Source organism: Gaetbulibacter aquiaggeris, from assembly GCF_044003965.1.
Classification (GTDB): Bacteria; Bacteroidota; Bacteroidia; order Flavobacteriales; family Flavobacteriaceae; genus Yeosuana; species Yeosuana aquiaggeris.
Map to the genome: position 1 here is coordinate 226,874 of NZ_JBAWKC010000003.1, position 22,578 is coordinate 249,451.

At 30.8% G+C, this 22,578-nt stretch carries 22 protein-coding genes; 14 read left to right on the forward strand and 8 right to left on the reverse strand.

All coding sequences use genetic code 11. The features are described 5' to 3' along the window. The first annotated feature begins 4 nt into the window (after positions 1-4). The 9 genes from V8G56_RS10275 to moaA are packed head-to-tail and all read left to right on the forward strand — an operon-like array spanning position 5 to position 5,787. On the forward strand, positions 5-343 hold the full coding sequence (locus V8G56_RS10275; RefSeq protein WP_395438359.1) for a winged helix-turn-helix domain-containing protein: 339 nt from the start codon (positions 5-7) through the stop codon (positions 341-343). A gap of 3 nt (positions 344-346) precedes the next feature. Next, positions 347-1,087: a sulfite exporter TauE/SafE family protein gene (locus tag V8G56_RS10280; protein ID WP_395438360.1), complete on the forward strand. Its 741-nt coding sequence runs from the start codon at positions 347-349 to the stop codon at positions 1,085-1,087. A gap of 1 nt (position 1,088) precedes the next feature. Next, entirely contained in the window at positions 1,089-1,673 is a 585-nt protein-coding gene (mobA, locus tag V8G56_RS10285; protein WP_395438361.1) for a molybdenum cofactor guanylyltransferase, read from the forward strand. Then, a complete protein-coding gene (locus V8G56_RS10290; protein ID WP_395438362.1) occupies positions 1,657-1,890 on the forward strand; it encodes a MoaD/ThiS family protein in 234 nt (77 codons plus the stop codon). The genes mobA and V8G56_RS10290 overlap by 17 nt, the downstream gene beginning before the upstream one ends. A gap of 8 nt (positions 1,891-1,898) precedes the next feature. Continuing rightward, the gene (moeB, locus tag V8G56_RS10295; RefSeq protein WP_395438363.1) at positions 1,899-2,993 is read left to right on the forward strand and encodes a molybdopterin-synthase adenylyltransferase MoeB; all 1,095 of its coding nucleotides are present in this window, start codon (positions 1,899-1,901) and stop codon (positions 2,991-2,993) included. Then, positions 2,986-3,429, forward strand: coding sequence for a molybdenum cofactor biosynthesis protein MoaE (locus tag V8G56_RS10300; protein WP_395438364.1), 444 nt, complete (start codon positions 2,986-2,988; stop codon positions 3,427-3,429). Before moeB ends, V8G56_RS10300 begins: the two co-directional genes overlap by 8 nt. Before the next feature lie 47 nt (positions 3,430-3,476). Next, complete coding sequence (locus tag V8G56_RS10305) at positions 3,477-3,842, forward strand: four helix bundle protein (RefSeq protein ID WP_395438365.1); 366 nt, start codon at positions 3,477-3,479, stop codon at positions 3,840-3,842. Positions 3,843-3,867: 25 nt separating this feature from the next. Next, complete coding sequence (gene moaCB, locus V8G56_RS10310) at positions 3,868-4,779, forward strand: bifunctional molybdenum cofactor biosynthesis protein MoaC/MoaB (RefSeq protein ID WP_395438366.1); 912 nt, start codon at positions 3,868-3,870, stop codon at positions 4,777-4,779. Then, positions 4,780-5,787 (forward strand): GTP 3',8-cyclase MoaA, encoded by a 1,008-nt coding sequence (gene moaA, locus V8G56_RS10315; RefSeq protein WP_395438367.1) that lies wholly within the window; start codon positions 4,780-4,782, stop codon positions 5,785-5,787. A gap of 234 nt (positions 5,788-6,021) precedes the next feature. Here moaA and V8G56_RS10320 read toward each other — a convergent pair whose 3' ends face one another. Together V8G56_RS10320 and V8G56_RS10325 are read right to left on the reverse strand one after the other, a co-directional pair. Beyond that, complete coding sequence (locus V8G56_RS10320; RefSeq protein ID WP_395438368.1) at positions 6,022-7,365, reverse strand: OmpP1/FadL family transporter; 1,344 nt, start codon at positions 7,363-7,365, stop codon at positions 6,022-6,024. A 246-nt stretch (positions 7,366-7,611) separates the two neighbouring features. Then, positions 7,612-8,067, reverse strand: a complete 456-nt coding sequence (locus V8G56_RS10325; protein ID WP_395438369.1) for a pyridoxamine 5'-phosphate oxidase family protein — start codon at positions 8,065-8,067, stop codon at positions 7,612-7,614. Positions 8,068-8,299: 232 nt separating this feature from the next. Between V8G56_RS10325 and V8G56_RS10330 the strand changes: the two genes are divergently transcribed. The 3 genes from V8G56_RS10330 (at position 8,300) to V8G56_RS10340 (ending at position 11,527) form a co-directional block, all read left to right on the forward strand. After that, on the forward strand, positions 8,300-9,544 hold the full coding sequence (locus tag V8G56_RS10330) for a PAS domain-containing sensor histidine kinase (RefSeq protein ID WP_395438370.1): 1,245 nt from the start codon (positions 8,300-8,302) through the stop codon (positions 9,542-9,544). After that, positions 9,541-10,599, forward strand: coding sequence for a response regulator (locus V8G56_RS10335; protein ID WP_395438371.1), 1,059 nt, complete (start codon positions 9,541-9,543; stop codon positions 10,597-10,599). Before V8G56_RS10330 ends, V8G56_RS10335 begins: the two co-directional genes overlap by 4 nt. An 88-nt stretch (positions 10,600-10,687) precedes the next feature. Next, positions 10,688-11,527, forward strand: a complete 840-nt coding sequence (locus V8G56_RS10340; RefSeq protein WP_395438372.1) for a universal stress protein — start codon at positions 10,688-10,690, stop codon at positions 11,525-11,527. A 134-nt stretch (positions 11,528-11,661) separates the two neighbouring features. Here the strand turns inward: V8G56_RS10340 and V8G56_RS10345 are convergent, their stop codons facing one another. From V8G56_RS10345 to tsaD, 6 genes are read right to left on the reverse strand one after another with little or no spacing between them, the layout of a single operon-like run. Beyond that, positions 11,662-12,843 carry a THUMP-like domain-containing protein gene (locus V8G56_RS10345; RefSeq protein WP_395438373.1) on the reverse strand — a complete coding sequence of 394 codons (1,182 nt, stop codon included), beginning with the start codon at positions 12,841-12,843 and terminating at the stop codon, positions 11,662-11,664. A gap of 7 nt (positions 12,844-12,850) precedes the next feature. After that, on the reverse strand, positions 12,851-13,939 hold the full coding sequence (locus tag V8G56_RS10350) for an AI-2E family transporter (protein ID WP_395438374.1): 1,089 nt from the start codon (positions 13,937-13,939) through the stop codon (positions 12,851-12,853). Positions 13,940-13,961: 22 nt separating this feature from the next. After that, positions 13,962-14,462, reverse strand: a complete 501-nt coding sequence (locus tag V8G56_RS10355) for a TrmH family RNA methyltransferase (protein WP_395438375.1) — start codon at positions 14,460-14,462, stop codon at positions 13,962-13,964. Between the two features lie 19 nt (positions 14,463-14,481). Beyond that, complete coding sequence (locus tag V8G56_RS10360) at positions 14,482-15,126, reverse strand: DUF4159 domain-containing protein (RefSeq protein WP_395438376.1); 645 nt, start codon at positions 15,124-15,126, stop codon at positions 14,482-14,484. Positions 15,127-15,132: 6 nt separating this feature from the next. Next, positions 15,133-15,840 carry a 16S rRNA (uracil(1498)-N(3))-methyltransferase gene (locus V8G56_RS10365; RefSeq protein WP_395438377.1) on the reverse strand — a complete coding sequence of 236 codons (708 nt, stop codon included), beginning with the start codon at positions 15,838-15,840 and terminating at the stop codon, positions 15,133-15,135. 4 nt (positions 15,841-15,844) lie between these two features. Next, complete coding sequence (tsaD, locus tag V8G56_RS10370; protein ID WP_395438378.1) at positions 15,845-16,867, reverse strand: tRNA (adenosine(37)-N6)-threonylcarbamoyltransferase complex transferase subunit TsaD; 1,023 nt, start codon at positions 16,865-16,867, stop codon at positions 15,845-15,847. Positions 16,868-17,053: 186 nt separating this feature from the next. Between tsaD and V8G56_RS10375 the strand changes: the two genes are divergently transcribed. Together V8G56_RS10375 and pfkA are read left to right on the forward strand one after the other, a co-directional pair. Next, positions 17,054-21,427 (forward strand): translocation/assembly module TamB domain-containing protein, encoded by a 4,374-nt coding sequence (locus tag V8G56_RS10375; protein ID WP_395438379.1) that lies wholly within the window; start codon positions 17,054-17,056, stop codon positions 21,425-21,427. Positions 21,428-21,577: 150 nt separating this feature from the next. Beyond that, entirely contained in the window at positions 21,578-22,564 is a 987-nt protein-coding gene (gene pfkA / locus V8G56_RS10380) for a 6-phosphofructokinase (protein ID WP_395438380.1), read from the forward strand. The last annotated feature ends 14 nt before the right edge of the window (positions 22,565-22,578 follow it).

A 22,578-nucleotide genomic window follows, 5' to 3' on the forward strand; every position in this document is an offset into this window, starting at 1 on the left:
ACATATGAATTATAAAATAAAGAGTAGAATTTGGGTTGAGTTAGATGGTGAAGAGTTTTTGGGTGAGGGAAAGATCCAGTTATTGAATGCTATTAATGAGACAGGATCTTTGTCAAAAGCCGCAAAACTGATGAAAATTTCATATAAAAAAGCCTGGCATTTATTAGATGCCGTGAATAAATCATCAAAACAGCCGGTCATTGTAATGAGCATAGGTGGAAAAGGAGGGGGAGGTACTGAGTTAACAGATTACGGTAGATCATTAATACGTGTATTTGAAGAAATAAATAAAAATTGCTGGAATTTTTTAGATATTCAATTAGAAAAAATGAAAAGTTTATAAACGATGCTGGAGTTAGATAACATATATTTATTTTTTTTAATACTTCCTATTGTATCATTTCTTTATTCAAGTGTGGGTCATGGGGGCGCCAGCGGTTATTTGGCATTGATGGCTTTGTTTTCTTTTGCTCCAGAAACTATGAAACCAACCGCCCTTTTACTAAATCTATTTGTAGCAGGTATTTCTTTTTATTATTATTACAAAGAAGGGTTTTTTAATAAAAAATTATTTATATCATTTGCTATTAGTTCTATACCATTAGCCTTTTTGGGTGGAACGATTGAAATTGATGCCTCAATTTATAAAAAGGTTTTAGCCGTTTTATTAGTTTTTGCTATTCTAAAAATGTTGAACGTTTTTGGCAAAGAAACAGATACTATTAAACAAGTTAAACTTTGGCAAGGTTTAATAGTTGGAGGAATCATTGGTTTTTTCTCTGGATTAATTGGTATTGGCGGTGGCATTATATTAACGCCATTAATTTTACTACTGCATTGGGGTAAAATGAAAGAGGCTGCTGCTGTATCGGCCTTATTTATCTGGGTAAATTCAGCTTCTGGATTAATTGGTCAGTTAAGTACTGGAATAAGTTTAAGTAAGGATTCTTTTATATTGGTAGCAATTGCAATCATTGGAGGTGCTTTAGGAGGCTATTTCGGAAGTAAAAAATTAAACAATCAAAAATTGCGTTATATTTTAGCATTAGTACTTGTTATGGCGAGTTTTAAATTATTTTTTACTTAAAATGATTGATAAAAAAGATATAACAGGTATTATTTTGGCTGGTGGAAAAAGCTCCCGTATGGGAACTGATAAAGGATTATTGAAGTTAAATGATAAATGCTTTATTGAATATAGTATGGCAGCCATGAAGCCTTTAGTATCTCAAATATTAATTGTTTCAAATAATGCTGATTATGACAAATTTAATTTGAAACGTGTTGAAGATCTAATTAAAGAGGCTGGTCCTTTGGCAGGCCTATATTCTGGATTAACGGCATCAGATACAGAGTATAATTTGGTTTTGAGTTCAGATATTCCTTTAATTAAGACTGAAATTTTAAAAAAATTGATGAATGAGTGTGAAGACAATTTTGATGTCATACAAATAATGAGTAATAACAAGTCTATGCCATTGATAGCCTTGTACAGAAAGGGTTGTGAAAAGGTATTTAACAATCTTTTAAAAAAGAATGAAAGACGATTACAAGTAGCGGTGAGTCAATGCAAAGTAAAAAATATTGTTTTAAATCCATCTTTAGAATTATTTGTAACCAATATTAATACTCCTGAAGATTTAGAAAAAATGGTCTATGAAAATAAAGATTAAATATTTTGGAATGCTTACTGATATTACCAGTTGCGAAGAAGAAAGTATTGACTTTTCTGGCCTACTTATCTCTGAATTATTAGAGGTACTTTTTATTAAATACCCTAAGTTGAAAGATAAAAAATTTCAAGTGGCGCAAAATAATGAGTTGGTACCTTTAAGCACAAAAATATCAAGTCAGGAAATAGTTTTATTACCGCCTTTTTCTGGTGGTTAACGTTTAAAATGGATAGATATAACAGACATATAATACTTTCAGAGATAGGTCATAAAGGCCAGGAAAAGCTATCAAAAGCAAAAGTTCTGGTTGTTGGGGCCGGCGGCTTGGGATGTCCTGTATTGCAATATCTTGCTGCTGCAGGTATTGGAACACTGGGCATAATTGATTATGATATTGTTGAATTATCAAACCTTCAACGTCAAATTTTATTTGGCACAAGTTCCTTAGGAAAAAATAAAGCTAACGAGGCGAAAGCTAAATTACAAGACTTAAACCAAACCATAAATATTAAAGCGTATCCCGTACAATTAACATTTCAGAATGCTATTGAATTGTTTGGTCAATTTGACATCATTGTTGATGGGACTGATAATTTTGAAACACGGTATCTTATAAATGATGTCTGCGTAATTACTAACAAGGCTCTTGTTTTTGGGGCAATTTATAAGTTTCAGGGTCAGGTGGCTGTTTTCAATTTTAATAACGGACCCTCTTATAGATGTGCATTTCCTGCTAAACCAGAAAAAGGAGAGGTGCCAAATTGTTCTGAAATAGGCGTTTTAGGGGTTTTGCCTGGAATAATTGGAACCATGATGGCTAATGAAGTATTAAAAATTGTATTAGGAATAGGGAATATCCTTTCAGGAGAAATATGGTGTTATGATGCACTATCCAATCAAAATCAGATCATAAAGATTAATAGGAATGAAGCTGAAATTGAAAATATAATTTTAAATAAAAATGATTTTCAAAATCAAAAAATGAATAATATATGCAGACCTGAAGTTATTGAAGTTTCAATAGAAGCGTTTTTAAACAGGCAAAATGTTCAATTTATTGATGTAAGAGAAAGGCAGGAGCAACCAAAAATAAATAATTTTAATGTGATTGAAATTCCTTTAAGTGTTTTAGAGAATCAATTGGACTTGATAAGTCGTGTTGAGGAAAAAGCTATTTTTTGCCAGTCAGGTATTAGAAGTAAAACAGCTGTAACAATTTTAAAAAAGCATCACATAAATAATTGCTATAGCATTAAAGAAGGGGCTTCTGAAATAATTGGATATATAAATAAATCTAATAAAAATACAATCCATGAGTGATAATAAACCTAAAAATGTTTTTAGACAAGGTGCTATTTCTTCAGAATTTATTGGAGAATCCATAGCCAAACATCAAACCAAGACAAGCATTGGAGCTCATAATATATTTCTGGGGCAGGTGAGGGCCGATGTCATTAATAATAAGACCATTAAGTCTATTGAATACTCGGCGCATGAAGAAATGGCTAATAAAAAGTTTTATGAAATTAGAGAAGCTGCATTTGAAAAATATGAACTTACATGTATGCATATTTATCATAGTCTGGGTGTGGTAAATGCGGGCGAAATATGCTTGTTTGTTTTTGTATCGTCCCCACACAGAAAAATAGTTTTTGAAGCCTTAGAATTCATAGTTGAAGAAATTAAAGCTAAAGTTCCTGTTTTTGGGAAGGAAATTTTTGAAGACAGTTCGCATCAATGGAAAAAAAACACTTAAGTGTTTTTTGTGGAATTGTTGATTTGTTTAATTGTTAAAATATAAAAATGTCCTATAAATTTTCATTTGAAAAACTAAATGTTTGGGTAGATTCAAAAGAGCTAATAAAAATCATATATAATATTACTAAATCGTTTCCCGATGAAGAAAAGTTTGGATTAACAAATCAATTACGCAGAGCTTCTATATCTGTGGCATCTAATTTAGCCGAGGGCACATCTAGAAATTCAAATAAAGACATGGCTCATTTTACTACGTTATCATTTAGTTCATTAATGGAAGTTCTAAACCAGATTATCATTGCTTACGAATTGAATTTATTAAATGGAGAGGATTACAATGAAATCAGAAAAGAAATTGAAAAAATTTCTAATAAATTGAATGCTTTGAAAAAAGCACAACTAAACAGTTAAACGAATAAACGAATCCACATAAAAAATGGTAGATATCACAGATAAAAGTAGCACATTAAGAACAGCCATTGCGCAGGCAATTGTAAAAGTGAGTAAACCTGAAACAATTTTAGCTATACAAAATGATACGGTGCCGAAAGGCAATGTATTTGCTATGAGCAAAGCTGCTGGGTTATTAGGGGTTAAAAGAACGCCAGATATACTGCCGGATTGTCATCCGTTACCTATTGAATTTACGAGTGTGGATTATGAAATAAACGGTTTAGAAATAACCATAATTTTTACAGTTAAAACTATTTATAAAACAGGTGTTGAAGTTGAAGCCATGCATGGAGCCAGTGTGGTTGCGTTAAATATGTATGACATGTTAAAACCAATTGATAAGGGCATCGAAATACATCACATTAAATTGATTAGTAAAAAGGGAGGCAAATCAGATTTTACAGATAAATTCAGAAAAGATTTAATGGCTGCTGTTATTGTTTGTTCAGATACTATTTCAGCAGGGCAAAAAGAAGATAAAGCAGGAAAAGCTATTATTAATAAGTTAGAAGATTGTCATGTAAAAATTGCTCAGTACATTATAATTCCTGATGAATCAGATGTTATTCAGGAAAAGGCTAAATTATTTCAGGAACAAGGTATCGATTTAATTATATATACCGGTGGAACAGGCCTTTCCAGTAGAGATGTAACGCCAGAAGCATTAATACCGTTATTAGATAGAAGAATTCCTGGTATTGAAGAAGCTATTCGCAATTATGGACAAGATAGAACACCATATTCCATGTTATCACGAAGTATTGCAGGAACCATTAAAGACACCTTAGTTTTATCCTTACCAGGCTCAACAAATGGTGCCAAAGAGTCCATGGATGCTATTTTTCCATCCGTTTTACATATATTCAGAATATTAAAAGGTGCAAGACACGATTAAATGATAAATCAAACTAACATATTACGAGATTCACACGGAAGAGATCATACGTATTTAAGAATTTCTTTGGTAGAACGTTGCAATTTACGCTGTTTCTATTGTATGCCGGCAGAAGGAGTGCAATTAACTCCTAAAAGCCATATCATGACCTATGAAGAGATTTATGACATTGCTAAAACCTTTGTAAAACACGGCGTTAGCAAAATACGTTTAACAGGAGGAGAGCCATTAATCAGAAAAGATATTCCTTTTGTTTTAGAAAAATTAGCGTCCTTACCCGTTGAATTGTCTATCACGTCAAATGCGGTCATCATTCATAAATTTATTGATACACTAAAAAAATATAATGTAAATAATATTAATGTAAGTTTAGATACTTTAATCTCTAAAAAATTTAAAGAGATCACTCTAAGAGATGAGTTTGATATTGTCTATAAAAATATTTTCCTTTTGGTAAAAGAAGGCTTCAACGTAAAGATTAATGCGGTTTTAATGAAAGGTGTGAATGATGATGAGATTATTGACTTTATTCACTTAACTAAAGATTTGCCGGTTTCTATTCGTTTTATTGAATTTATGCCTTTTGACGGAAATAAATGGGATTTAAGTAAAATGGTATCTTATAAAGAAGTAATGACTTATGTAAACGTCTCTTTTTCAGAAACTGATATTGAACGTTTGCAGGATGCACCTAATGATACAGCCAAGAATTACAGGATAAAAGGATATAGAGGTAGTTTTGCTATTATAAGTTCGGTCACCAATCCTTTTTGTGATTCGTGCAACAGACTGCGTTTAACAGCAAACGGACAGTTAAAAAACTGTTTGTTCTCATCAACCGAATCAGATTTATTAACTACCCTTCGAGCAGGAAAATCGATTGAACCCATTATTCAAAAAGCAGTACAAGCTAAGTTAAAAGTTCGCGGTGGCATGGATACTTTAGAAAAACTTCAAGAGCCTAAACTTCATAATAATAACCGAAGTATGATTACTATTGGTGGGTGAATATAATAATTGAGTTCAGATTATTTTTTTATTCCAAAAAATATAGTCAGATTTTGTAAAATATATTTTTAATCTATTGATAGATGCACCGTTGTATTTGTTTTAATCTATATAAGGTAAAATATTTCAATAAGTTTAACGGAATTCTTAAAACAATAAAAAGCCGGAGAATTATTCTCCGGCTTTTTCATTATATAATAAAAGTTTAAATAAGTTTACACTTTAATGCTTACATTATTTATTAAATGTATAGCTTAAACCAAACTGTATCATGGAAGTTGTCATTTGATAAGACACTTTTGAACCAGGCATAGCTCCTAATGGATTATTTTGAGAAATCATATCAGGAGAAAGTATTTGGCCTTCTGTTGATCCATCGCTGTCTCCATAATGGTAAACAGCATCTAGTTTCCAACTGTCATTCACTATATAACTTAAACCAAATTGGTAGGCATTTTTAATAACTGCTGTAGCGGGAATATTAAAAAATGTTAACTCTTCTGGAATTGGGTTAGAGCTGTAAGTGTATCCAATACGTAATGGTAATTTATTAATACCTTTATACTGAAGACCTGTAGATATGATTGAAATGTTTTTCCATCCAAATCCAGCAACTGAAGCTCTTGGAGTCCATCCTGTGTTTTTAAAACCGGCAGTATTTTCGTAATCCACTCTTCTAAAGTCAAATGCGAAATCAATATCACCTGCTGAATATCCTAAACCAAGAGATAATATGCCTGGATAGTCCATTTGAAATTCATTTTCAGAAATACTATTATCTAAATAGGTGTTAGTAAATTTGAATTTTGAAAATGTTTGAGGCATTTTATAAGAAGCTCCTAGTTTTATACCATGACCTGAATCATAAAACATCCCAAATTGAGCTCCAAAACCTATGGCACTTGGTTTATCTGTTGTAGGGTATCCTGCCATTGTTGGATTGGCCGTTGGGTTTGGTGCTAACTCTAATGCAGCATAATTAATAGTTGGTTGCACACCAATAGAAAATTTATCTGTTAATTGATAAGCCCAAGTAGCTCCAACTTGTAATAACATATAATCAGATTCAATATGGCCGAATCCTCTCGCCATTTGAGGATAATTTATTGGATTAGAATTTTCCATTGGATTAAAGTTAGGGCTTAAAGGGTTATTGGCTTCTTCTGGAAAAGTTACCCCAAAACCACTAATACCAAAAGCAGAAACGCCGAAGGTGTGTTTACTTCCTTCTTTACCCCAAACCATTGCTAATGCAGGCATTAAAGAGGTGCCTCTATCATCTTTAGTTATACCGCTAACGCCTGGAGCTCCTGGCCCTAGCATTCCGGCTGGTAATGAAGAATATAATTCTGGTGAAGATGAAAATAATCCGACGTCAAGCTTTAAAATTTTGCTGTCAAAAACAGATAGCGCTGCAGGGTTCCATTGCATGGCACCCGAAATATCTAATGGTTGTGCAGTTGCTGCACCACCCATAGACATATTAACGGCACCAATACCTTGCATAATGTGTCCAGCTTGTGAGAACATCATGGCGGAAAAACTAAAAAAAAGTAATTGTAGATAGAATGATTTCATAGTTATAAAATTTGCAAAACATATTAAAAAATATCAGTTTTTTAATTAGTTAATAATTATTTTAATATGTTTTTTGTTATTAATGTTTATGCAAATTTACAGCTTGGAATTTAGGATAAACATGACATTTGTCAGCATTTTATTATAAATGAAAACATATGATTTATTTGGAAAATAGATTTTCTAACAATAAAGAAATTATCTTTAATTCCTTTTAGAAAGTTAAGTTATATGTTAAAAAATAAATTATGGTAGTTTTTTTCTGCCTATAATTTCTTGAATGTTAATTCGATAGATTATAGGAATAGAATCAGATTCCAGCTTACTTGTAAATGAATTAATAGACTCAGGGTGTGTTGACTCTTTTTTGGATATAATATTCTTGACATTTTGCGCAAAATTATGCAGATGCATTTTAGCTTCACTTCCTTTCAGTTCTTCAAAATCGCCAATTATAAGAACAGATCTCCAGCTATTTATTGATTCGATTTCTTCAATTTGAATAGAAACAGCAGTATTTAAACGCATGGCGCTAATTTTATGTCCTTCACTTGAATAGCTCAGGATAGTATTCTCTTTGGGGTCATAATAATAAGTTATAGGCAATATATAAGGCGTGTCATTTGATATATATGCCAGGTGACCAATGTAATTATTGCTAAGTATTTGTAGAGATTCTTTATTACCTAATTTTTCAGACATACTATTTGCGTTTAAATTATAAATATAATCGTTTTAGATTTAACTTTAAACTTAAACGCTTATAGAAAATAGAAATAATTCGACTCTTAGCATAAAATTTTGGACCTATTTTAGTTTTAATAACGGGATGCTATTATTCTGTTGATATTTAACATTTGTTAACCATGATCATATGATGTGAGTTTATATTTTTTTGTATTTTTAGGCTTTTAAATTTTAAACCAAACTATTAATGTTTCAAAAGGATCAGCATGTTTTTAATTTACTTTTTGAGGCAGTTTCTGAAGGTGTCGTAGTTGTTGATGAGGCTCAAAATATTGTGGCAACTAATGTTTCAGCAGAGCAAATGTTTGGTTATGAAAGTAAAGAACTTTTAGGTAAAGAACTTAATGTTCTGATTCCAAAAAACTATCATGCTGGACACGGTCAACATGTAGAAGGTTTTATACACCAAAATGTAAGTAGAAAAATGGGGATTGGACGTGACCTCAACGGATTGCGAAAAGATTTGAGTGTTTTCCCATTAGAAATAGGGCTAAACCCCTTTAAATTTAATGACAGAACTTACGTGATGGCCTTGGTTATAGATGTTTCTGTCAGAAAAAAGCAAGAACAACAGATTTTAGATTTAAACTTGCAATTAGAAGAAAAGGTTTTAAGAAGAACTCGTGAACTTATCAATGCAGTTGATGAATTAAAAGCTGTCAATACAAGACTTGAAGCTGAAAATAAAAGGCGAATTGAAGCAGAATTAAAAACTAAAATTGCATTAAAAAAAGAAATAGAACTTAATGAATTAAAAACGAAATTCTTATCATTAGTGTCTCATGAGTTTAAAACCCCTTTAAGTGGTATTTTAACATCAACCATGTTACTTGGAAAATACAAATTAACTGAGCAACAGGAAAACAGAGATAAACACATAAAAACTATTACAGATAGAGTGCATTACCTGAATAATATTTTGAACGACTTTTTATCAATTGATAAACTTGAAACAGGTAAAATTAAATATAATTATAAGGATTTTAAATTGAGTAAGGTAATTAATGAAGTGGTTTATAACTGTAATTTGTTATTAAAAGAAGGTCAAAGAATTAATTATCCTGATAATATAGATGACATGTACTTGTTTCAAGATGAAAAAATTGTAGAATTGACACTATCTAATTTAGTACATAATGCTTTAAAATATTCTCCAGAAAACACAACAATAGACATTGATGTGATTCAAGATTATGAGAATACTACCTTTATAATTAGAGATGAAGGCATTGGGATTCCTGAAAAAGATCAAAAAAACATTTTTAATCGCTATTTTAGAGCTGAAAATGCTTTACTTACGCAAGGAACAGGCATTGGATTAAATATTGTAAAAACACATTTAGAAAATTTAGGGGGTAAAATTAAATTTGTTAGCCAAGAAAATGTGGGGACTAAGTTTAATGTTACCATTCCAAACAAAGCTATAAAATGAAAAAAATATTATTAATAGAAGACGATATAGTTTTAAGAGAGAATACTGCTGAGCTTTTAGAATTATCAGGTTATAAAGTTGAAACGGCCTCAAATGGAAAGGCTGGAGTTGAAGTTGCCAAAAAGTATTTACCAAGTATTATTGTATGCGATATTATGATGCCTGAACTTGATGGTTATGGTGTTTTGGAAAGTTTGTCAAAAAATGATATCACTAAGTATATTCCATTTATATTTTTATCGGCTAAAACAGAGCGTCAGGATATTAGAAAGGGCATGAATCTTGGTGCAGACGATTATATAACCAAGCCATTTAATGAAGAGGAATTAATCAGCGCTATTGAAAGTAGAATTGCAAAAGCTGCGATTCTTAATGAAGAAAGAGAAAATAACGGGGTATTTCAGGAAGAAAATGTTTTCAATGACGAAATGAAAACTCTCAATGATTTAAAAAATTTTTTTGATGATAATGGTAAGGTCTTTTTGTATTCAAAGGGAGATATTATTTATGAAGAAGGGAATAACTCTAATTATATTTACCTTATAAGAAAAGGCGTGGTGAAAAACTTTAAGTTTGATAATGATGGTAAAGAACTTACTACCAACTTATATCAAGAAGATGAGCTTTTTGGATATACTTCATTTACTCAAAATATTCCTTATCAAGAGTCAGCTACTGCTATAAAGGATACTGAGTTAGTGGGCGTGTCGAAGCAAGAGCTAAAAGATGTTTTAGATAACAATCATAAAATAACCCTTGAATTAATTCAGTTGCTGACAGATAATTTATCTGGAGCAAGAGATCAATTAATTGATATGGCTTATAGTTCTGTCAATAAAAAAACAGCTTCTACTATATTAAAATTTGCTGAAAAATTAAATAATAAATCTGGCGAAGCCATTAGAATCTCCCGAAATGACTTAGCGAGTGTTGCAGGCATCGCTACTGAAACTTTGATTAGAACCCTGTCTAGTTTTAAGAAGGATGGTCTTATAGAAATTGAGGCTAGAAATATTAAGATTTTAGACATTCAAAAACTTCAACAAATAAATTAAGTTTTACTTTAAAGTATTACAATATGATTTATATCATTTTTTGTGATGCTGTCTAAACATATTTTTGTTTTTGATTAGGGTCAATTCAATGAAAAACATTTTAATACCTACTGATTTCTCAAAAAACTCATGGAACGCCATTGAGTATGCCCTTAAATTTTTCGAAAATTCATGTTGTAATTTTTATTTATTACATGTTAATACTATAAATACACTTGTCGTTGCAGAAACAACCTATATGCCTACTCAGGAAGTCATTGAGGAAGCTTTCATAAAACCTGCAAATGTGAAATTAAAAGAGGCTATAAACCGCATCCATAGTATTTCAAATAATGATAAGCATAAGTTTTTTACACTTACCGATTATAATTATTTTATAGATTCCATTAGAAAACATGTATCTGAAAAGAAAATAGATATTATTGTTATGGGAACTAAGGGGGCTTCAGGTTTAAAAAAACTTATAGTAGGCAGTAATACTGGTGATGTGCTCACTCGGGTTCATTGTTCAACTTTGGTAGTTCCTGAAAATGCTAAATATGTTAAACCTAAAGAAATTGCCTTTCCTACTGATTTTTCGTCTTTTTATTCCATTGAATTACTACAGCCTATTTTAGAGATTTTAGATCAATACCAAGCATCAATAAATATTTTACATATTAACAAAAAAGGGGCGACCTTAAATTTGGATCAACAAATAAATAAAGGATACTTAGAAGACTATTTTGCCAATAATAATTTTAAATTTCATCACTTAACAAATAATAGTTTAGAATCTGCTATACAGTCCTTTGTGGAGAAAAGAAATGTTAATTTAATTACGATGGTCGCAAAAAATTTAAATTATTTTCAGCGTATACTATTCCATCCAACCATAAAGGAAATCAGTTATCATACCGATATTCCTTTTCTAGTTTTACACGAATAAAATATTTAAAAGATAACATTTGTCATGTTTTTTCTTATCCTATTAAGTTAATTTTATGCAACTTAATGTTAATAGCAATTATTAAAGGACAGATGACAATTTTGGAAGGATATTGTTATTTGTCCTTTTTGTTTTTAAAACAATTTTGAGGTGATAATCACAATACGGCGGTCATCTTTATCTGTAGTAAAAAACAAGTACTTTTCACCACCATCTTTTATATTCAATTTTTTTCTAAGTTGTTGAACACTTTCTGGAAAATTTCTTGTAGTAATATTGGCTTTTTTTAAGTTTGCTTGTTTTATAGTTTTGATATGATAAGGTAAAATGTTTTCTATTTTAAAACGTCTGCCAGGAAAATCAATTAGTTTGTGACTAGTATATAAGTGTGAGTTTGTATGAAGTTTAAAAACTTGTAATTGCTTGGTGATTATATTAAATGCGCCCGCCTTTAAAACGGCCGCGTTGGGCTCATACAAAAAGGTGAGAGGTAGTGAATACTCCGAACGGTGTTTTTTTTCATCATTCAGTAAAAAATCAAAGGCAATGAAGTCTTCTTTAAAAATATTTACTGTTTTTACGAAGATCTCATCCAAAAAATTCTTTTCCAGAATCCACAATATTTCCTTTACTTCATTGTTTATGGCGACTATATGAATAGATTTAACATGGTTTAATTCATTAATTCCTATAGTTAAATCAAGTAAGGGCGATGTTTTTATCATCACATTCTTTGTGTAGTTGAAAATAGTGTCTAATTGCTCAGGAATGTTAGGTAAGCAATCATTTAAAAAAAACACTTTTCCTTTCCTGTCATGTCGTCTTGAAGGGTCGGCATAGATCCAGTCAACTGGTTTATTGTTTTCCCTTAAGAATTGAATACCATCAATATTTTGGGTTTCAATATTAATAACGCCTAATTGAGAGTAGTTATGCTTTACGATATCTGATAAATGTTTGTCCAATTCACAATGCACAATTTTTTCAAAATATTTTGAAAAAAATAAGCTATCAACACCAAAACCACCAGTAATATCAATTAAAGAATTTCCTTTAATTAATTTTGATTTGTAGTGTGCCGTAACTTCAGAAGAGGTTTGTTCAATGTTTAGCTTATTTGGATAGTAGATATTTTTAGTTTGGAACCAAGTTGCTAATTTGTTTTCGCATTTTTTTTTAGCCTCAATTTGCTCAATAATCTCTTTAGTGTCTAGAGATGAGAAAGAGGTTCCTTTTAATAAAATAGAAGTAATATTTGAATCTAAATTATTATTTATAAAACTCTGTATTTCAGTATTTAAAATAGCTTTATTCAAACTATAATTATAAGCCTTTGGTTAGTTTTTTAACGATCTGGTTCTCAGATAAAAATTCCTTCAAAATTACTTTAATAGCAGTATAGGCAGGAACCGCAACAATGAGTCCAATAATACCGAATAATAGGCCGGCAATTAAAATGATTAAAAATATTTCTAAAGGATGCGATTTGACGCTTTTAGAAAAAATAAAAGGCTGACTAAAAAAATTATCTACAAGTTGTCCAAATATAAAGATTGCTAAAACCCAAATAATTTTTGAAAAAATAATACTGCCAAATTCATTTCCAAGCGCACTGGTCATAGTCAGGGTTAGCATTAAGAATCCTCCGACCAATGGACCAACATAAGGAATCAGATTAAGCAACGCACATAAAAAGGCAATGACTACAGCGTTTTCAACGCCAACTATAAGTAAACCAATGGTATAAATGGTAAACAAAATTAGAATTTGAAATATGAGTCCAACAAAATACCTGGAAAGCAAATCTTTAATTTTATTATAGGAATTTGTTAATCTGGATTCTTTTGATTCAGGTATAAATATTAAGACACCATTTTCAAATAATTGGCTGTCTTTTAAAAAGAAAAAAGAAATAAAAAGTACTGAAAAAAGACCAATACTAAAACTACCCAGACTACTAATAATAGAATTTAAAAAATTTGGAATAATTGAATAATCTATTTTTGAAAGTAAATTATAATTTTCAAAGGATTCTTGAATATTGACATTTCGTATTTTAAAATAAGAGATAATCTGTTGATATAAATTTTCAATATTAGTTTGTAATTTATTAATATCTAATAATGACAGGTTATGCCCTTGTTCAATAATTAATGGAATAAATAGCAATACCAGTCCAATGAAAAAACCAATTAAAAGCAGCATGGTGAAAATAACCGCGAAAGTATTTCTGAATTTTAAACGGTTTTGTAAAAAGAGTACAATAGGTCTGCCTATTAAAGAAATAACCACTGCTATTGAAATATAAACTAAAACAGATTGTATTTTATATAAAAAATAAAAGAATAAAGCTATTCCGAAGACGATGCCAATAGCTCTTAAAATACCACTTGCTATAATTTTTGAATTCATTTAGTAAATATATGAAAAGTGATTACAAAATTTGCTTAGTGATTTCGTATAAAGTAATATTAGTAGCTTGAACCACATTCATACTGCTGTTTTGACCATACATATCAATATGAATAATATGATCAGAACTATTTAAAATGCTTTCTGAAATACCAAAATTTTCGTCTCCTATAATAAGTGCTATTGGTTGGTTCTTTAAAAATTTAAAATCATGTACGGGTTTACTTGTAGTAGTAATTTCTAAAGAAATAATTTGATACCCTTGTTTTTTTAAAGATGCGACCACTTCAATGGCAGAGTCTTGAATTTCATAATTAACTACTTTTTCAGTAGCTCTTGATGTTTTAGCAGTTTTTCTGCCTAGTGCAATATTATCTCCACAAAGTATTAGCTTTTCAATTCCAAACGCATCAGCCATTCTAAACAAGCTTCCAATATTTGGGGCATTGGTCACATTTTCTGACACTAATGTAATTGGAAAGATGCGTTTTGTAAATTTAGTGCTGTAATGATTGAGTTGCAATTATATAAGGTTAAAATTATTAGTTTTCAAATGCATATTTAACAATATTGGCGCCCATTTTCAAAGCTTTTTCTCTTACTTCAAAAGGATCATTATGGACCAATTCGTCTTCCCAGCCATCTCCTAAATCACTTTCAAAAGTAAATAATAGAACGAGTCGGTCTTCATAAAAAACCCCAAAAGCCTGTGGCCGCTTTCCATCATGCTCATGGATTTTTGGGAGACCGTTTGGGAATTTATAAAAACAATTAAAAATAGGATGGCTTGCTGGTAGTTCAACTAAATCTTGTTCAGGAAATACCTTTTTTAGTTCTTTAGTTAAATAGGGTTCCATGCCATAATTATCATCAATATGTAAAAACCCTCCCGAGATCAAATAATTTCTAAGATTTTCAGCTTCGTCTTCATTAAAAAACAAATTGCCATGGCCAGTCATATGTATAAATGGATACTGGAAAATATCTATACTACCTGCGTCTACTGTTTCTGGCTTTTGACTAATTTTTGTATTGATGTTATTATTACAAAATGTAATTAGATTGGGTAAAGAAGTAGGATTGGCATACCAGTCTCCACCACCTTTATATTTGAGCAATGCGATGTCTTGAGCATGTAATGCGACAGAATATAAGGTTAGGAATAATATGGAATAAAATAGTTTCATTTATTGCTATTCTTGGTTAATAAAAGCGACACTATGGCACGCTACTATAGCTGCGGTTTCAGTTCTTAATCTGGTTTCTCCCAAAGTTACTGGAATAAAACCTTGCGATATAGCCATTTCAATTTCTTTAACACTAAAATCGCCTTCAGGACCAATTAAAACGGTAACGTCTTGTTTTGGTTTTAGTTCTTCTTTTAAAGATTTTTTATCAGTTTCTTCACAATGTGCTATAAATAGTTGCCCTCTATTTTTTTGATTTAAAAATTCCTTAAAGGAAATAGCTTTGTTTAGTTTAGGAAGATAGCAGTGAAGTGATTGCTTCATGGCAGACTGAAGGATTTTTTCAAACCGATCCGTTTTTATGACTTTACGTTCGCTTTGTTCGCATATAAGAGGTGTTATACTGTCTATGCCTATTTCCGTAGATTTTTCAAGAAACCATTCATAACGATCATTCATTTTAGTTGGCGCTACTGCCAGATGAAGGTTATATTGATGTTTCTGTTTTAATACCTTTTTAGTAATGGTAACTAAACAATTTTTCATATCAGCAATGGCAATTTCAGCAGTAAACAACCACCCTTTGCCGTTAGTAATATATAACTGGTCTCCAGTTGTTTTACGCAACGCTTTTAAAATATGCTTGCTTTCTTCTTTATCAAAAGAAAACTGTTTGGTCTGGTCTGTAATATCTGGATTGTAGAAAAGTTGCATTAATTTAAATCTTTAATCTAGCCGAAGCTGTTATATCTTGTTCTGAAAAATCACCTTCTAAATATTTCAAATAACCAACAATAGCTATCATGGCAGCATTGTCAGTAGTAAATTCAAATTTCGGCACATAAGTGGTCCATCCAAATTTTTGCTCACCATCTTTTAAAGCTTGCCTGATGCCGGAATTCGCAGAAACACCACCACCAATAGCTATATGTTTGATGCCAGTAGTTTTTGAAGCCAGTTTTAATTTATCAATTAAAATACCAATAATTGTAAATTGGATGGAAGCACAAATATCATTTAAATTTTCATAAACAAAATCTGGATTCGTTTTAGTTTCTTTTTGAATAAAATACAAAATAGCTGTTTTAAGTCCTGAAAAGCTAAAATTTAAACCATCAACTTTAGGTTTTGTAAACTTAAAGGCTTTTGGATTTCCTAATTTAGCAAGCTTATCAATTTCAGGACCTGCAGGATACCCTAAACCTAGTATTTTTCCACTTTTATCAAAAGCTTCACCTACAGCATCATCAATGGTTTCCCCTATAACTTGCATATCAAAATAGTGATTTACTTTTACAATTTGAGTATGTCCACCAGAAATGGTCATTGCTAAAAAAGGAAAAGGTGGTTTATTAAATCCTTCTTCATCTATAAAATGAGCTAAGATATGGGCCTGCATATGGTTTACATCAATCAGTGGAATATTCAAACCAAAGGCTAAAGATTTCGCAAATGAGGTTCCTACCAAAAGTGACCCCATTAAACCTGGCCCTCTTGTAAAAGCGATGGCATTCAGCTGCTCTTTTTTAATTTTTGCCTTTGCTAATGCTTGTGTTACCACGGGAACAATATTTTGTTGATGTGCTCTAGAGGCTAATTCTGGCACAACGCCACCAAACTCCTCATGGATTTTTTGGTTGGCCACTACATTACTTAAAATCTTGCCATTATACATCACAGAAGCAGCTGTATCATCACATGATGATTCAATTCCAATTATATAAATATTTTGTTTAGTCATTAATAAGAATTAGGCACAATAATTGTTAATTTTGAAAACAATTAGAAATCTGTGACTTTCAATTGTTCGTATATGCAAATGTAATTCATTCTCAATAAATTCATAACTTTAACAAGTATCAAAAAGTTTCTAAAAATATTATCAAAAATAGCGGGTATATTGCTGTTGTTATTCATCATTTTGGTGATGATATTATCCATTACTGCAGTTCAAACTCGACTTGGAAACTATGCTACAAATAAACTCAATTCAAGTTATGGAACTAGTATAAATATTGATAGAGTAGGATTGCAATTTAATGGCGATGTTCAGCTTAAAAATATTTATATAGAGGATTTTAAACTAGACACATTAATTAGTATCACCGAGTTAAACACTTCCATTTTAAATTTCAGGAATTTATATAATGGAAAATTAGTTTTTGGTGATATTGATATTTATGGTTTGGTTTTTAATATCAAACGCTATAAAGGAGAAAGTGATACTAATCTGGATGTTTTTGTCGCCAAGTTTGATGATGATAATCCAAGGAAAGAAAAGAGTGGTTTTTTATTATCATCTAGCGATGTTTCAATCTATGATGGCGTTTTTAAATTATCTGATGAGAACAGGGAAAATCCAAAAATACTTGAATTAGAAAATTTAAATATTAATGCCACTAATTTTTTAATAAACGGAAGTGATGTTAGTTCCAGGATAAACACTTTAGCGCTTAGGGACAGTAGAGGCGTAGCTATCAAGAATATGATGACAGATTTCTCATATACGCTTGAAGCGATGACGTTTGATAATCTACAAATCAAGACTGAAAACTCAATTTTAAAAGGAAACTTAAAATTTTCATATAATAGAGAAGATTTTAAGTTTTTTGAAGATAAAGTTAAAATCACTGCAAAGTTTACAGAAGCCAATATACTACTTGATGAATTAAATACCTTTTATAATGAATTTGGTGAAAATCAACATGCCAGATTTAATGTTGAATTATCGGGCACATTAAACGATTTGCACGCCAATAATTTAGATTTAAATACCAGTTCTAGATCAAAAATAGTTGGTGACTTTAATTTTAAAAATTTATTTAATAAAGAGGAAAATAATTTTTATATGTTGGCAAAATTCAGTCAATTAACGTCAACATATAAAGATTTGAAAGCCCTTTTGCCAAATGTCTTAGGTGCATCAATTCCTTCCTCATTTGACAGATTAGGCAAATTTACTTTAATAGGTCAATCAGAAATAACACCTTCAACAATTTTTGCCAATGTTGTAACCGAAACAGAATTAGGTTTTGTGAATTCTGATTTAAAAATGACTCGTGTTAATAATATTGATAATGCTTCTTATAAAGGGAATATAATATTCGAAGATTTTGATTTAGGCGTGCTTATTAATGATGCTAATTTTGGAAAAGTTTCTTTAAATATTGATGTTGATGGAAATGGTTTTGTTGCAGAGACTATTAATACCCAAGTTAAAGGTAATGTGTACCAAATTGAATTTAATGGTTATAATTATAAAAATATTAAAGTAGCGGGGAATGTTAGAAATAAAATTTTTGATGGAAATCTTATTGCCAGTGATGATAATCTAAAATTTGATTTTAACGGATTGGTAGATTTTTCTGAAAAGATGAAAAAATATGACTTTGAAGCGAATGTTTATTATGCCAATCTTCAAGCATTGAATTTTGTTAAAAAGGATACTATTTCAATTTTTCAGAGTAGTGTTAAAATGAATATGAATGCGAGTGATTTAGATGATGCCTACGGACAGGTAACATTTAAAAACACGTCGTATAAAAATCAGAATGATACTTATTTTTTTGATGAATTTGCTGTTTCATCTCGATTTGAAGATCAAATAAGATTCATGGAAATTAATTCTCCTGATATTATTGAAGGGGCTATGAGCGGTCAATTTGTATTTAAAGATATTGCCAAATTGTTTGAAAATTCAATTGGAAGTATTTATACAAATTATATTCCTATTAAAGTAAAACAGAACCAGTCCATAAATTTCAATTTTAAAATTTACAATAAAATTATAGAAGTATTTTATCCTGAAATTAAGCTTGGAAAAAACACATTCATAAGAGGACAAGTTGAGAGTAATGAGAAAGGATTCAAGTTAACATTTAAATCACCTGAGTTTAAATATTTGGATTACTTTGCCAGCAATATAGAGTTACAAGTTGATAATGACAACCCGCTTTTTAACACCTATATCGAGGTTGATAGCATATATACAAAGTATTATAGTGTTTCAAAGTTTAATCTTATCAATGTAACACTTAAAGACACGTTGTTTATGCGTTCAGAATTTAAAGGAGGCAAAAAAAACAAAGACATTTTTAATTTAAGTTTTTACCATACAATAGATACAGAAAATAAATCTGTGGTTGGTTTTAAAACGTCTGATGTAACAATTAAAGATAATGTTTGGTTCATTAATGAGAATAAGGATAATTTTAATAAAATCTCATTTAATAAAAGTTTCACTGATTTTAATATTGATAAATTCAGAATTAATCACAACAATGAAGAAATTAAACTTTCGGGTTTCTTAAAAGATAGCACTCAAAAGGATGTTAAACTTAATTTCAAAGATGTTAATCTTGCCAACATTATTCCAGAAATTGATAGTATATCCTTAGTAGGAAATATAAATGGAGATATTGATGTCATTCAGAAAAACGGGAATTATTTGCCAAATGCAACCATTGTAATTGACGATTTTAAAGTGAACAATTTTGATTTTGGGTCTTTTAATGCAGACATTAAAGGAAATAAAGATTTAACAAGTTATTTTGTTGATGTCACAATCAAAGATGATGAATATAAGTCATTTAGTGTTAATGGAAATATTGATGTAGCTAATAACAATTCATATATAGATGTAGATCTGGCTTTTAACAAATTTAATTTAATGCCTTTAAACCCTTTGTTGCATGATGTTTTAAGTGATATAAGGGGCACCGTTACGGGAAAAACAAAAGTGTCAGGAAATTTAAAACGACCAGAGATAAATGGTGAATTAATAGTGAATAATGGAGGTTTTAATATTCCATATCTCAAAGTAGATTTAGATTTTGAAGAAAGCACTAAAGTTTCGCTTCAAAATCAAAGTTTTATTTTTGACAGACTTGAATTAACGGATACTAAATTTAATTCAAAAGGGCAGCTTAGTGGCTCATTAAGCCATGTTAATTTATCTGATTGGAGTTTAGATTTAGAGTTGGATACTGAGAGGTTATTAGTGCTTAATACAACAGAAACTGAAGAAGCTCTTTATTATGGAACTGGTTTTATTGGAGGTAAAGCAAGCATAAAAGGTCCCACAGATCAATTATTAATTAGTGTTATTGGAGAAACAAAATCAGGAACATATTTTAAAATTCCCCTAAGTGATACAGAATCTTTCGGTGACAATTCTTATATACATTTTTTGAGTCCCGAGGAGAAACAGGCAAAGCGTAGTGGAATTGAATTTAGATTTGAAGAAATCAAAGGTCTTGAACTAGATTTTGATTTAGATATTACAGAAGATGCTGAGATCGAAATCATTATTAATAAGGCTACAGGTCATGCACTTAAAGGAAGAGGGGTAGGCGGTATGCTTGTTGAAATAAATACTAACGGAAAATTTAATATATATGGTGACTTTTCGGTATTTGAAGGTGTTTATAATTTTGCATACGGAGGCTTAGTTGCTAAGAAATTTATAGTACAGCCAGGTGGAACTTTAGCCTGGGATGGGGATCCATTAAAAGCCCGTATTAATATGGAAGCTATTTATAAAACACAGGCAAATCCTTCTCCATTACTGGATAACCCCATTAACAGAAGTATTCCTGTTGAATTAAATATTAATCTAACGGGTGAATTGGAACAACCAGATCCAAGTTTTGAATTTGAGTTTCCAAACGTGAATTCTACAGTAAAATCAGAATTGCAATATAGATTGGAATCAAATGATGATAGGCAAAACCAAGCGCTTTATTTATTGTCAACAGGTTCCTTTTCAAGAGGTTTAAGCGAACTTAATTTTTCAGGAACTATTGCAGAACGATTGAATGGTATAGTAAATGGTATTTTTACCAGTAGTGACAGTAAATTTAATGTGGGTGTAAATTATGAAGTAGGCGAAAATAGGCCGGACTACAAAACAGATGATCGGTTTGACTTAACATTACAAACTCAAATAAGTGATCGCGTACTCATAAATGGTAAAGTAGGCGTTCCAGTTGGAGGAGAAACTCAGACAGTTGTGGCAGGTGATGTTCAAATTGAATTTTTACTGAATGAAGAAGGTACCTTAAGAGCTAAAGTCTTTAATAGAGAAAATAGCATACGTAATTTTGGAGAAGAAATTGGGTATACTCAAGGAATTGGTATTTCATATAATGTTGATTTTGACACTTTCAAAGAATTGCTTCAAAGACTTTTATTGAATTCAAAGAAAAAAACCGTCACTCCGAAGAAAGAATCTGAGAAAGTACCCGAAAGTACCTTGCCAGATTTTGTTGGTTTTAAAAATACTGAAGAAAATGAGAATTAATAGATTTTATTATTATCCAGTAATAATTTTTCATAAAATCCTCTTTTTTATTAACTAAAACGTTGTAGTTTTAGCACTTACGTAAAAAAACCAAAATGCTGTTAGTAATCTAATTTTAGTTTAGTAATTTTACTTTTTAATTACGAATTAATGTCAAATAAAATAAAAAAAATAGGCGTTTTAACATCCGGAGGCGATGCTCCTGGGATGAATGCAGCGATTCGATCTGTAGTTAGAACATGTGCTTATCATAATATAGAATGTGTAGGAGTTTACCGTGGTTATGAAGGTTTAATGGAAGGTGATTTTAAAGAAATGAATGCCAGAAGTGTAAAAGACATCATTAACAAAGGAGGAACAATCTTAAAATCTGCCAGATCAAAAGAATTTAGAACCAAAGAAGGAAGAAAATTAGCCTATAATCATTTGATAAATAAAGGGATTGATGCCTTGGTTTTGATTGGTGGTGATGGAACTTTTACCGGAGGGATGATTTTTAATGAAGAATTTAATTTTCCGGTTATTGGAATTCCTGGTACTATTGATAATGATATTTATGGAACTTCTCATACACTTGGTTTTGATACTGCTTTAAATACAGTTGTTGAAGCTGTAGATAAAATTAGAGATACGGCAAGTTCACATAACAGGCTTTTTTTTATAGAAGTCATGGGTCGTGATGTTGGACATATTGCTCTAAATGTTGGAGTAGGGTCTGGTGCTGAAGAAATTTTAATACCTGAGGAAGATTTAGGCTTAGATAGATTAGTGGAGTCACTTAGAAGAAGTAGACAATCAGGGAAATCATCTAGCATTGTTATTGTAGCTGAAGGAGATAAAATAGGAAAAAGCGTTTTTGAGTTAAAAGACTATGTTGATGAAAATATGGAAAACTATGACGTGAGAGTCTCAGTTCTGGGGCATATGCAGCGTGGAGGCGCCCCTTCATGTTTTGATCGTGTTTTAGCGAGTAGAATGGGTGTAAAAGCTGTAGAGTCCTTAATGGAAGGTAAAACCAATTATATGGTTGGATTACTTAATAATGAAATCGAGTTGACTCCTTTAGAAAAGGCTATTAAAGGAAAATCAAAAATAAATTTAGAATTATTGCGTGTGTCAGAAATAATGGCCACTTAACATCTTAACATAAA

Coding starts and splice junctions, on each gene's coding strand:
- V8G56_RS10275 (WP_395438359.1), top strand. CDS start 5: ATGAATTATAAAATAAAGAGTAGAATTTGGGTTGAGTTAGATGGTGAA.
- V8G56_RS10280 (WP_395438360.1), top strand. CDS start 347: ATGCTGGAGTTAGATAACATATATTTATTTTTTTTAATACTTCCTATT.
- mobA (WP_395438361.1), top strand. CDS start 1,089: ATGATTGATAAAAAAGATATAACAGGTATTATTTTGGCTGGTGGAAAA.
- V8G56_RS10290 (WP_395438362.1), top strand. CDS start 1,657: ATGAAAATAAAGATTAAATATTTTGGAATGCTTACTGATATTACCAGT.
- moeB (WP_395438363.1), top strand. CDS start 1,899: ATGGATAGATATAACAGACATATAATACTTTCAGAGATAGGTCATAAA.
- V8G56_RS10300 (WP_395438364.1), top strand. CDS start 2,986: ATGAGTGATAATAAACCTAAAAATGTTTTTAGACAAGGTGCTATTTCT.
- V8G56_RS10305 (WP_395438365.1), top strand. CDS start 3,477: ATGTCCTATAAATTTTCATTTGAAAAACTAAATGTTTGGGTAGATTCA.
- moaCB (WP_395438366.1), top strand. CDS start 3,868: ATGGTAGATATCACAGATAAAAGTAGCACATTAAGAACAGCCATTGCG.
- moaA (WP_395438367.1), top strand. CDS start 4,780: ATGATAAATCAAACTAACATATTACGAGATTCACACGGAAGAGATCAT.
- V8G56_RS10320 (WP_395438368.1), bottom strand. CDS start 7,365: ATGAAATCATTCTATCTACAATTACTTTTTTTTAGTTTTTCCGCCATG.
- V8G56_RS10325 (WP_395438369.1), bottom strand. CDS start 8,067: ATGTCTGAAAAATTAGGTAATAAAGAATCTCTACAAATACTTAGCAAT.
- V8G56_RS10330 (WP_395438370.1), top strand. CDS start 8,300: ATGTTTCAAAAGGATCAGCATGTTTTTAATTTACTTTTTGAGGCAGTT.
- V8G56_RS10335 (WP_395438371.1), top strand. CDS start 9,541: ATGAAAAAAATATTATTAATAGAAGACGATATAGTTTTAAGAGAGAAT.
- V8G56_RS10340 (WP_395438372.1), top strand. CDS start 10,688: ATGAAAAACATTTTAATACCTACTGATTTCTCAAAAAACTCATGGAAC.
- V8G56_RS10350 (WP_395438374.1), bottom strand. CDS start 13,939: ATGAATTCAAAAATTATAGCAAGTGGTATTTTAAGAGCTATTGGCATC.
- V8G56_RS10360 (WP_395438376.1), bottom strand. CDS start 15,126: ATGAAACTATTTTATTCCATATTATTCCTAACCTTATATTCTGTCGCA.
- V8G56_RS10365 (WP_395438377.1), bottom strand. CDS start 15,840: ATGCAACTTTTCTACAATCCAGATATTACAGACCAGACCAAACAGTTT.
- tsaD (WP_395438378.1), bottom strand. CDS start 16,867: ATGACTAAACAAAATATTTATATAATTGGAATTGAATCATCATGTGAT.
- V8G56_RS10375 (WP_395438379.1), top strand. CDS start 17,054: ATGATATTATCCATTACTGCAGTTCAAACTCGACTTGGAAACTATGCT.
- pfkA (WP_395438380.1), top strand. CDS start 21,578: ATGTCAAATAAAATAAAAAAAATAGGCGTTTTAACATCCGGAGGCGAT.